Origin of the sequence: Mesorhizobium sp. B3-1-7, from assembly GCF_006439385.1 — a bacterium.
In the GTDB taxonomy this organism is placed as follows: Bacteria; Pseudomonadota; Alphaproteobacteria; order Rhizobiales; family Rhizobiaceae; genus Mesorhizobium.
Genome location: NZ_VFTL01000018.1, coordinates 129,482 through 139,920, shown reverse-complemented (window position 1 = coordinate 139,920; position 10,439 = coordinate 129,482). Strand labels below are relative to the sequence as shown.

At 63.6% G+C, this 10,439-nt stretch carries 13 protein-coding genes; 6 read left to right on the top strand and 7 right to left on the bottom strand.

The features are described from left to right. Positions 1-47: 47 nt before the first annotated feature. From FJ417_RS16820 to FJ417_RS16800, 7 genes are all read right to left on the bottom strand, one after another. Entirely contained in the window at positions 48-1,073 is a 1,026-nt protein-coding gene (locus tag FJ417_RS16820) for an Ldh family oxidoreductase (RefSeq protein WP_140784233.1), read from the bottom strand. Beyond that, complete coding sequence (locus tag FJ417_RS33545; protein WP_246687477.1) at positions 1,070-1,489, bottom strand: hypothetical protein; 420 nt, start codon at positions 1,487-1,489, stop codon at positions 1,070-1,072. Before FJ417_RS33545 ends, FJ417_RS16820 begins: the two co-directional genes overlap by 4 nt. Positions 1,490-1,649: 160 nt before the next feature. Further along, positions 1,650-1,949, bottom strand: coding sequence for an alpha/beta fold hydrolase (locus tag FJ417_RS33540; protein WP_246687476.1), 300 nt, complete (start codon positions 1,947-1,949; stop codon positions 1,650-1,652). Beyond that, on the bottom strand, positions 1,886-2,281 hold the full coding sequence (locus FJ417_RS33535) for an epoxide hydrolase N-terminal domain-containing protein (protein WP_246687475.1): 396 nt from the start codon (positions 2,279-2,281) through the stop codon (positions 1,886-1,888). The genes FJ417_RS33540 and FJ417_RS33535 overlap by 64 nt, the downstream gene beginning before the upstream one ends. Before the next feature lie 76 nt (positions 2,282-2,357). After that, positions 2,358-3,338, bottom strand: a complete 981-nt coding sequence (locus tag FJ417_RS16810; protein ID WP_140784232.1) for a biotin-dependent carboxyltransferase family protein — start codon at positions 3,336-3,338, stop codon at positions 2,358-2,360. Next, on the bottom strand, positions 3,335-4,000 hold the full coding sequence (pxpB, locus tag FJ417_RS16805) for a 5-oxoprolinase subunit PxpB (RefSeq protein ID WP_140784231.1): 666 nt from the start codon (positions 3,998-4,000) through the stop codon (positions 3,335-3,337). Before pxpB ends, FJ417_RS16810 begins: the two co-directional genes overlap by 4 nt. Positions 4,001-4,005: 5 nt before the next feature. Next, the gene (locus FJ417_RS16800; RefSeq protein ID WP_181183232.1) at positions 4,006-4,782 is read right to left on the bottom strand and encodes an SDR family oxidoreductase; all 777 of its coding nucleotides are present in this window, start codon (positions 4,780-4,782) and stop codon (positions 4,006-4,008) included. Positions 4,783-4,991: 209 nt separating this feature from the next. Between FJ417_RS16800 and FJ417_RS16795 the strand changes: the two genes are divergently transcribed. The 6 genes from FJ417_RS16795 to FJ417_RS16770 all read left to right on the top strand — a co-directional run bounded on the left by FJ417_RS16795 (position 4,992) and on the right by FJ417_RS16770 (position 10,416). Continuing rightward, positions 4,992-5,627 (top strand): RraA family protein, encoded by a 636-nt coding sequence (locus FJ417_RS16795; protein ID WP_140784230.1) that lies wholly within the window; start codon positions 4,992-4,994, stop codon positions 5,625-5,627. 182 nt (positions 5,628-5,809) lie between these two features. Continuing rightward, positions 5,810-6,919, top strand: coding sequence for a branched-chain amino acid ABC transporter substrate-binding protein (locus tag FJ417_RS16790; protein WP_246680779.1), 1,110 nt, complete (start codon positions 5,810-5,812; stop codon positions 6,917-6,919). A gap of 131 nt (positions 6,920-7,050) precedes the next feature. Beyond that, positions 7,051-7,962 (top strand): branched-chain amino acid ABC transporter permease, encoded by a 912-nt coding sequence (locus FJ417_RS16785; protein WP_140784228.1) that lies wholly within the window; start codon positions 7,051-7,053, stop codon positions 7,960-7,962. Positions 7,963-7,982: 20 nt separating this feature from the next. Next, the gene (locus tag FJ417_RS16780) at positions 7,983-8,921 is read left to right on the top strand and encodes a branched-chain amino acid ABC transporter permease (RefSeq protein WP_246687474.1); all 939 of its coding nucleotides are present in this window, start codon (positions 7,983-7,985) and stop codon (positions 8,919-8,921) included. Positions 8,922-8,923: 2 nt separating this feature from the next. Beyond that, positions 8,924-9,688 carry an ABC transporter ATP-binding protein gene (locus tag FJ417_RS16775; RefSeq protein WP_140707863.1) on the top strand — a complete coding sequence of 255 codons (765 nt, stop codon included), beginning with the start codon at positions 8,924-8,926 and terminating at the stop codon, positions 9,686-9,688. Next, complete coding sequence (locus FJ417_RS16770) at positions 9,688-10,416, top strand: ABC transporter ATP-binding protein (RefSeq protein ID WP_140784226.1); 729 nt, start codon at positions 9,688-9,690, stop codon at positions 10,414-10,416. Before FJ417_RS16775 ends, FJ417_RS16770 begins: the two co-directional genes overlap by 1 nt. The last annotated feature ends 23 nt before the right edge of the window (positions 10,417-10,439 follow it).

The window sequence follows — 10,439 nt, the reverse complement described above, 5'->3', positions numbered from 1 at the left end:
CGCCAACTTCATGGGCTTCGTCAAACTCGCCGCTATCGCCATCTGGCTCAAATAGTTAAATCGTCACCACCGCCTAGTTGCTCCATCTCCTGCGGCGTGAGGCTGATGCCGTCCCGTTTCGACTTCTCACGGGCTAGGAACCGCCTCTGCGAAGGCAGGCGCGCGCCCTGACCGAGGATCGCCTCGAACAACGCTTCTGCTCGGGAGAAAGGACTTCCGGGGCGGCCAGCGGCGAAAGCTTCCGGCGACAGGGCGATGACCAGTTCGCCATGCTTCGGATAGAGCGTCGTCGTGCCAAGCAGATCGAGGGCCTCGCGGCTCGTCAGGTCGCCAAGCATGGCACCGGCGAGCAGCTCGATCATGGTGCCGATGGCCGAGCCCTTATGCCCGCCGAAGGAAAGCATCGCGCCGGCAAGCGCCGCTTCGGGGTCGGTCGTCGGCCTGCCGTCCGAATCGATCGCCCAGCCTTCCGGCAATTGTTTCCCGGCGCGACGATGGAGCTCGATTTCGCCGCGCGCCGCGACTGAAGTTGCAAAGTCGAAGACATAAGGCGGATGCCCCTGGCGCGGCCAGCCGAAGGCGAAGGGATTGGTGCCAAGCAAGGGGCTTGAGCCTCCCGTCGGCGCGACCGTCGCGTAGCTTGGACACATGGCGAGGCCGGCAAGACCGGCTCCGGCCAGTGCCTCGACCTCGACCCAGAGGGCCGAAAAATGAACCGCGTTGCTGATCGCCAGCGCCGCGATGCCGGTTGTGCGCGCGCGCTCGACCAGGACAGGCAGGCCCAGCTCGAAGGCTGGATTGGCGAAGCCGCCTCTCGCGTCCACTTTCACGATTGCCGGCGCGTCCGGCGGCAGCAATTCAGGCACCGCCTTCGGCTCGGCCTTTCCGGCCTTGACGGTGCGCAGCGCGCCTTCGATGCGATAGATGCCGTGCGACTTGCAGGCGTCGCGCTCCCCGGCGACGATGGCGCGCGTGATGGCGCCGGCCTGGGCAGGGTTAAGCCCGGCCTTGCTGAAAATCGCCTCGACGCGCTCATGCAGGGCTTCGATGGTGAGGGCTGTTGTGCTGCTCATTCTGGCCTTCGGGATTTGCCTGCGGAGCATGCGCCCGCAGGTCGGGAAAATTTCAGCTCGCTCGCGAAGGCTATCAGATCCTGCGCGAGCAGGCCGGGTTGCTCGAAGGCTGCAAAATGCCCGCCGCATGGCATTGTTGTCCACCGGCGCACATTACGAAAAACCCGTTCGACCCAGCTTCTTGGCGGCATCGGCAATTCCTTCGGAAACAGCGCTACCGCGAGCGGAACCTCGATCTCCGTACCATGCGGGAATGCCAACGGCCGAGCGCGAGTCTCCCAATAGATACGCATGGAGGAGGCAACGGTTCGCGTGAACCAGTAGAGCGAGATGTTGGCGAGGATTTCGTCGCGAGAAAATGCGGCGTTGTCCAGATTGCCGTCGCAGTCGCTCCAGTCGCGGAACTTTTCGATCATCCATGCCGCCAGTCCCACAGGCGAATCGGTGAGCCCATAGGCAAGGGTCTGGGGGCGCGTTCCCTGAATGTGGCTGTAGGCGCCGTGAAGATCCGCCCACCGGGCTTTCTCGCCCAGGAAGATGCGTTCTTCCGCGGTGAGGTCGCCGCCGGAACCAGGGTCATGCGAGGGGCGAATACGAGCCGGGAATGAAATTCAGATGCACGCCGGCGAGATTGCCGGGATGAGCGTGCGCCAGGATCGTCGACACGCTGGCGCCGAGGTCACCGCCCTGCGCCAGATAGCGCTCATAGCCCAGGCGGCTCATCAGTTCCGCCCAGAGATCGGCGACGGCAAACAGGTTGAGGCCGGCCTTGGTCGGGCGGCTCGAAAAGCCGTATCCGGGGATCGAAGGGATCACGACGTTGAATGCGTCCTGCTCTCTCCCGCCATTGGCAAGCGGATCGGACAGGAGCGGCAAAATCCTGATGAATTCGCAAAAGCTGCCCGGCCAGCCATGAGTGAGAATGATCGCTTTGGCGGTTGGAACTGCGCGCGGACATGGATGAAATGAATGGTCTGGCCGCCGATTTCCGTCTGGTAGTGAGGAAGCTTGTTCCAGGCGTCTTCCTGTCTGCGCCAGTCGAAGCCCGAGCTCCAGTGCTCGAGAAGTCGCCGCAACTCCTCACGCTCGGTTCCCTGGGCCCAGCCGATACCCTCCAGTTGGTCCGGCTCGCGCCAGCTTGCGATGCGTCGCATCAGGTCGTCGATTTCGGCCTGGGCAATCCGGATCGTGAAAGGGTGGATATCCATGGATATGTTCGCTCGGCGCTATGGGTTTGAAGCGAAAATCGCTGTCGTTGCGGCTTTTTTGGTCGCAACCGGCCGTTCACGCCGGTCGAGGGCAGCCCGGCCTGATGTTTCGCGCGCCCGCAAGCGCGTCAAGCTGCTGCCTGGCAATACGCAGTGCTTGGGTCGCCGTTTCGATCGACACTGGCACAAAACGCAAGCGCGCGCCGATCGGCGCTTGCGCGAGCCGCCAGAGATCAGCTTCGATCACGGTTGCGATCTTCGGGTAGCCGCCGCATGTGTTGGCATCGGCCAGCTGGACGATCGGCTGGCCGGATGGCGGCACTTGAACGGTACCCGGCACGATGCCATGCGAAAGCAATTCCATGGGTGAGGTTAGCGAGAGCGTTTCTCCGGACAAGCGATAGCCCATGCGGTTGGCTTCGCTGGTGATCTTCCATTCGCTGCTGGTGAAGGCCGCCTGAGCCTGCGCCGTGAAAGCGTCGAACTCGGCGGCGGGAAGCACCCTCAGTACGATCGCAGAGTCGGTAGCGTTGCCGGTGATTTGCCGTTCTTCCAGTGCCACGCCAAGGCCTGTTGAGGGAAGCGGGCACACCGCGCTGTTGAGCTGGAGCCGGTCGCCGTGCGCAAGGCCGCGCCCGGCAAGCCCGCCGAAACCACCTTTCACATCCGTCGCGCGCGAGCCCATGACGGATGGCAGGTCGAGCCCGCCGGCGAAGGCGATATAAGAACGCGCGCCTGCGCGAGGCGCTTCCACCAGAAGCGTCTCGCCCGCGCGGATAGTGGTTGCCCACCAGGGCGGATACCGCCGATCATCGATATGGATCGGGCAGTCGGCTCCGGTGATGGCCAACGCGGTGTCGACATGTGCCTTGAGCCGGAACGGATAGAGCGCGATCTCCAGCCCCGCGGCCGATCGGTCATTGCCCAGCATGAAATTGGCGATCGCCAGCGCCTGGCTGTCCATGGCGCCGCCATGGCTGATCCCGAGCGCTAGATAGCCTGGGCGGCCGAGGTCCTGGACAGTGTTCGGAAGACCGGTGGACAGGATTTCGATCATTGCTCGATGCCCGCAATCTCGAATTGGACCTTGTCTCCAGGCCTCAGCAGCACCGGCGATTGCGCCTGAATATCGAAGAGCCTGACGTCGGTGTGGCCGATAATGTGCCACCCCGACGGCGCGGTCATCGGCATGATGCCTGCCTGCGCGCCGCCGATGATGACGGCGCCTTCGGCCACTTTCAGGCGGGGGTTCTTGCGCCTTGGCCAACTGAGCCGCGGGTCGAGACCGGACAAGTAAGGAAAGCCCGGCATGGCGCCGATAGCGGCTACGGAATAGATCGCGGCCGCATGACGATTGACTGTCTCTTCCAGCGACAATGCGCAATGCGCGGCCCAGCCAGCGAGGTCTTCGCCGCGCGAGCCGCCGTAATGCACGGGAATCCTGTGCAAGCTGCCGGCGGCCGCTTGTGGATCGGTGCCGGCCCAAAGTGATTGCAGTTGTTCGCCGACACGCGATGCATCCGTGACGAGCGGGTCGAACAGCACCAGCAGGTTGTTCATACCGGGGACCGTCTCGCGCACGCCGTCAAGGCCTCGTGCAGCTTCCGCCACAGCCCAAACCAACTCTTGAGTGGCGTCGTCGAACCTTGCCTGCGCGCCATCGAGAAGCAGCGCGCCTGATCCCGCAAGGCTGATGCGCGGCGCCGGCCCAATGGTCATGAGCGTCAGTCCTTCACCGGCACGGTGTAGTTCAGGATCAGGCGGCCGCCATCTGGGTAAATAGTCTGGCCCACGATGTAGGAGGCATCGTCGCTGGCCAGGAAGGAAGCGACGCTGGCGATCTCCGACGGCTCGCCGCAGCGCCCGCTCGGCGTTCGCGACAGGATGGTCTGCCGCTGCGCCTCGCTGGCCATGACCGAGCTCCTGACCATGTCGGTCAGGATCGTTCCCGGTCCGATGGCGTTGACGCGGATGTTGTGCGGGATGAGCCCGACCGCCATCACCGCCGTCAGCTGCTTGATGCCACCCTTTGACACCGCGTAGGCGACGGAATTGGGAATGGCCAGGATGGCATTGATCGACGACATGTTGATGATCGAGCCGCCGCGCCTTTGAGCGATCATGGCTCGTGCCGCGGCCTGACCGAGAAGGAACGGCGCCTTGAGATTGACGCGCTGAACCCAATCGAAGGCTTCCTCGGGGAAGTCGACGAAATCATCGAGGTGGATCACACCGGCATTGTTGATCAAGACGTCGATTCCGCCAAAGGCGTCGGCGGCCTCGGCGATGATGCTGGCGGCCATGTCCGCCGTGCATGCGGAAAGATCCGCTTCGAGCCAGACGGCGCGCTCGCCGAGACGGTGCGCATGCTCGCGGCCGCGGTCGGCCTTCACATCCACGAGCACGACATTGGCGCCGTCGGCATGAAAGCGCTCTGCGCAGGCGAGGCCCAGGCCTTGCGCCGCCCCGGTGATGATCACGACTTTGCCTGCATGCTTCACAGCGATTCCCTTTTTTGATGCCCAATGAGGATATGTTATCCAATCTATCGTCAAGCGCGAGCTTATGGCAAGTCCGGCGTGGCTGGTCGAAAGCGGCTCCAGGCGCGGAATTGCAGGGGAACCGGCTTTTTGGACAGCTCCAAGTAAGCCGGTTGACTTTACTCTTCAAATGATGATTGGATAATATATTCACAAATTGGAGGACGAAAATGGCAGGCGGGCAGCGGGAAGGTGAACTGGTCGACGCGTTCCGCGTCTTTGCCACGCCGTTGATCAGCGACAATCTTGCCCGGGTGCCCGGCGCCGTCGGGTTGCGACCTTTCCACAAGATCAGCGGCATCATGGTGGGGCGGGCGCTGACAGTGAGGACGCGCCCCGGCGATAACCAGTTCATCCACCGCGCGCTCGACCTGGTACAGCCGGGCGATGTCATTGTCGTCGATGGCGGCGGTTACGAAGGACGGGCACTCGTCGGCGAGATCATGACAAGCCTCGCTGCCTCACGCGGCGCCGCCGGCATCGTCATCGACGGAGCCCTCCGCGATGCCGGCGCCATCGGCCGCAATCCATTTCCCTGCTTCGCGCGATCGGCCATCCACCTCGGCCCCTACAAGGACGGTCCCGGGGCGATCAATGTTCCGGTCTCGGTGGGCGGAATGGTCGTCGGTCCCGGCGACATCGTCGTGGGCGACGAGGACGGCGTCGTGGCGTTTCCGCTCGAGGGCGCCACGGCCTTGCTGGCAGCCGTCAAGGCGCAGGAAGCGCGCGAAGCCGGCATCATGCAGAGCATCAAGGAGAACCGCTACCAGGGTGCCTATGCCCAGGCTCCGGCCAGCAGCCATTGAGTTGCAGAGCCTGACGCCAGGGCCTCGATCGCAGGCCGGCTGGCGATTGCAAACATTGCCGCTCCGCCTCTGAAGGAGGAGCGCAATCTGGCTGATCCGCGCAGAGCGGCTCGGCGACAATCAAGCAGAATGCATTCCGGGCCACGACCCGGATGCGCCAACAGGGGAAAATGGAGAGAATGATGGTTGTTTCCTTCAAGAGGCTTGCCTGCGCCACCGCCCTTGCCGGGCTGGCCATGACCGCCGCCGCCGCCGCCGCCGACATCAAGATCGGCATCGTCGCGCCGATGACAGGCCAGTTGGCCAGCGAAGGGCAGGACATGGAAAACGCGGTGAAGATGGCGATCGATGCCGCCAATGCCAAGGGCGGCATCAACGGCGACAAGATCACCACAACCACTGCCGATGACGCCTGCGATCCGCAGCAGGCGGTAACCGCCGGCAGCAAGCTGATATCGGAAGGCGTGACGGCAATCGTCGGCGGCTACTGCTCGGGCGCCGTGTTGCCGACGTTGAAGATCTACGGCGATGCCGGCGTTCCGTTCGTCATCATCGGCGCGAATTCGACCAAGCTGGTCGCCGCCAATCAGGGCAACGCCTTCCTCGCCAACTCGACCGGCGACATGCAGGCGACCACCGCCGTCGAGCTCTTCAAGAAGAACGGCTACAAGAAGATCGCCGTCATCGACGAAGGCGACGCCTATTCCTCCGACCTGGCAAAACTCACCGCCGAAGCCTTCAAGAACGCGGGTGGCGAGATCGCCGCCAAGGAAACCACCACCGCCGGCGAGCAGGACTATTCGGCGGTCGTCACCAAGGTCAAATCAAGCGGCGCGGATGCCGTCTTCTGGACCGCCTATCATGCCGGCGGCGCGCTTCTCACCAAGCAGCTTCGGCAGGCAGGCTTCCAGGGCGGCATCGTTCTCGGCGACGGCAACAATTCGCCGGAATATCTGGAGATCGCCGGCTCGGCCGGCGAGGGCGTGTTTCTGCTGTCCCCGCCAACCGTCGATCTCCTCTCCGGCGCTGCCGATTTCAAGGCCAAGTACAAGGAGACCTATGGCCGCGACGCCGGCGCCTACGCGGCCCTTTCCCATGACGTCGGCGACCTGATCGTAGACGCCATCGCACGGGCAAAATCTGCCGACCAGAAGGCAATCATCGAGGCGCTGAAAGCAAGCGACTTCAAGGGTCTGGCCGGCGAAATCAAGTTCACCGACAAGAACACCCTGCAGACGTCGAATTTCCGCCCGGTCGTCGCCAAGGGCGGCAAGTGGATCGCCGCCGAGTAACCGACGAAACATGCTGATGCCGGGGCGGCCTTTTTGCCGGCCTCGGCATCATTCCTGTTTTTGCGGCTGTGTGGCGGGCGATCGATGCTTCGCCAAGGCTCGACCTTTTCAATCCCAGCACCGGAGCATCAATGACGCTCGACCTAGTCATTCAGCAACTGGTGAACGGCCTGATTGTCGGCTCGTTCTACGCCCTGATCGCGCTCGGCTACAGCATGGTCTTCGGCGTCATCAAGCTCCTGAATTTCGCCCATGGCGATGTCTATATGAGCGGCGCCTTCGTCGGCCTCATCGTGTTTTCCTTCGTCGGCGTGTGGGTCGGCAATGGCTGGGCGGGCGTCGTCTGCGCCTTGCTGGTTTCGATGCTGGCCGTAGGGTTGCTCGGCGTCGTCATCGAGCGCTTCGCCTACCGGCCGATGCGCAACGCGCCGCGCCTGTCGATCCTGATCACCGCGCTCGGCGCCTCGATGGTGCTGAATGGCACCGCGCTTGCGCTGACCGGCGGGCGGCATTTCGCATTCAGCACCGACCTCGGTTTTGCGGGCCTGGACGTTTCGGCTGTGCACATCACCTACACACAGATCGTGCTTGTCGCCGCCTCGATCCTGCTGATGGCCGGCATGCAGGCCTTTGTCTCGCGCACCATGTACGGCAAGGCGATGCGCGCCGTGTCGATCGACATGGGGGCCAGCCGCCTGATGGGCATCGATGTCGATCGGGTGATCGCGCTGACCTTCTTCATGGGATCGGCACTCGCGGCCGGCGGCGGCGTCATGGCGGGCGCCTACTATGGCAGCGTCCATTTCTTCATGGGCTTCATCATGGGGCTCAAAGCGTTCACCGCTGCCGTCATCGGCGGCATCGGCAGTGTGCCGGGCGCCATGCTTGGCGGCCTGCTGCTCGGCCTTCTCGAGGCCTACGGGTCATCCTTGCCCTTCGTCGGATCGGAATGGCGCGACGTCTTCGTGTTCGGCGCGCTGATCCTGTTCCTGGTCTTCAAGCCGACGGGCCTGCTCGGACGCTCGGTTGTGGAGCGGGTGTGATGAGCGACGGAGCCAGGACCTTGCCCGCCGCCGCGCAACCGCCATTGGTGCGGCGCTCGCATTTGCTGCCGGGTCTCGCCGCGCTTGGCTGCGCGCTGGTGCTGCCGCACTTCGCCAATGCCTATGTGACTGAGGTGGCGACCACGGCGTTGCTCTATGTCGTGTTGTGCCTCGGTCTCAACATCGTCGTCGGCTATGCGGGCCTGCTTGACCTCGGCTACGCGGCCTTCTTTGCTGTCGGCGCCTACACGACCGGCATCCTGACCTCGGAATTCGGCTTCAACTTCTGGCTCACGATTCCCGTCGCCATGGTGGCTGCCTGTCTGGCCGGTGTCATCATCGGCGCGCCGACCTTGAGGCTGCGCAGCGACTATCTGGCGATCGTGACCCTGGGCTTCGGCGAAATCGTGCGCATCATTGCCCGCAACCTCGATATCACCGGCGGCGCCAGCGGCCTCGTCGGTATCGAGCGGCCGGAGATACTGGGCTTCAAGCTGATGCAGGTGCAGCACTTCTACTATGTGTTCCTGACGCTCGCGCTGCTTGCCGTTTTCGTCTGCCTGAGCGTCGAGCGGTCGCGCATGGGGCGTGCCTGGTTCTATGTCCGTTATGACGAGGACGCCGCCGCGGGGATCGGCATCAATCGCGTGTCGGCCAAGCTGCAGGCCTATATGATGGGGGCCGTGATCGCGTCGGTGGCCGGGTGTCTCTACGCCGCGAAGATGACCGCGATTTCGCCGGAAAGCTTTACCTTCAACCAGTCGCTTCTGATCCTTTTAGGCGTCGTCCTGGGTGGCATGGGCCGCATCCCCGGTGTCGTCCTGGGTGCGATTCTCGTGGCCCTGCTGCCGGAGGTGCTGCGCGGGGCCGGCACCTATCGTCCGCTGGTCACGGCTGTGGCGCTGCTGGCAATCATGCTCTTCAGGCCGAACGGCCTGTGGCCGGACAAGCGGGGTTGACCATGGCCTTGCTGGAAGTCCGCGATCTGCGCCTCAGCTTCGGAGGGCTGAAGGTCCTGCAGGATATTTCGTTCTCGGTGGAGAAGGGCGCCATCAATAGCCTCATCGGGCCGAATGGCGCGGGCAAGACGTCCCTCTTCAATTGCCTGACCGGCTTCTACAAACCAAAGGGTGGGTCGATCCGACTGGCCGGCCGGCCGATCACGGGCTTGCCGCCGCACCGCATCACAGCGCTCGGCCTTGCCCGCACTTTCCAGAACATCCGCTTGTTCAAGGAGATGTCGGTTCTGGAAAATGCCATGTCCGGCCAGCATTGCCGCAGCCGCCACGGCATCGTCTCGGCAATCCTTCACCTGCCGTCGCAACGGCGGGAGGAGAATATGATACGCGCGGCGGGAATGCGCTGGCTCGACTTCGTCGGCATCGCTGAACATACGCATCGTCTGGCCGGCGGGCTCTCCTACGGCGACCAGCGACGGCTTGAACTTGCAAGGGCCTTGGCCTCGGCGCCCGAGATCATCCTGCTCGATGAGCCCGCTGCCGGGCTGAACGAGCGCGAGAAGCTCGATCTCGTGCATTTGATCCGCCGTGTTCGCGACGAGACCGGCGTCACCGTGCTTTTGATCGAGCACGATATGGGCCTTGTCATGCAGGTGTCGGAAAGGATCGTTGTCTTCGACTATGGCCAGAAGATCGCCGATGGCACGCCAGAGGCCGTGCGCGCCGATCCGAAAGTCATCGAAGCCTATCTCGGCACGGAGGATTGATGGACACGGATATTGTCCTTGCGGCCGACCGGATCGTCGCGCGCTACGGCAGCATCGAGGCGCTTCATGGCGTCAGCCTCTCGATAAGGCGCGGCCAGATCGTGGCACTGCTCGGCGCGAACGGCGCCGGCAAAAGCACGACATTGCGAACGCTGTCCGGTCTCATTGCTGCGTCCTCGGGAAGCGTCCGATTCCTGGGTGAGGACATAACCAGGGTCCCGGCCCACCGGTTGCCCCACCGAGGTCTTGTTCACGTTCCCGAGGGACGGCGCATTTTCGGCGACATGACGATCCGGGAGAATCTCGACCTGGGTTCGTTCACGCTGAGCGACGACGCAGAGCGGCGACGGCGGCTGGATCATGTGTTCGAACTCTTCCCGATCCTGGCGCGAAGGCACAATGGCGACGCAAGGAACCTGTCCGGCGGCGAGCAGCAGATGCTGGCGATCGGAAGAGCTCTCATGGCGGCCCCACAGATGCTGCTGCTCGACGAGCCTTCAATGGGGCTGGCGCCACAGCTGATCAAGGAAGTCATGAACATCGTGCAGCGCCTCAATCGTGAGGGCGTGACGATCCTTCTGGTGGAGCAGAACAGCAAAGTCGCATTGAAGTTCGCGGACTACGGCTACGTTCTAAAGGGCGGACGTATAGTGCTTGAAGGGCGGGGAAGCGATCTTGCGGACAATGACGCCGTCGTCAGCGCCTACCTGGGCGGTGTCGCGGCCTGAAAGCTGACCGCTCTGCGCATCCT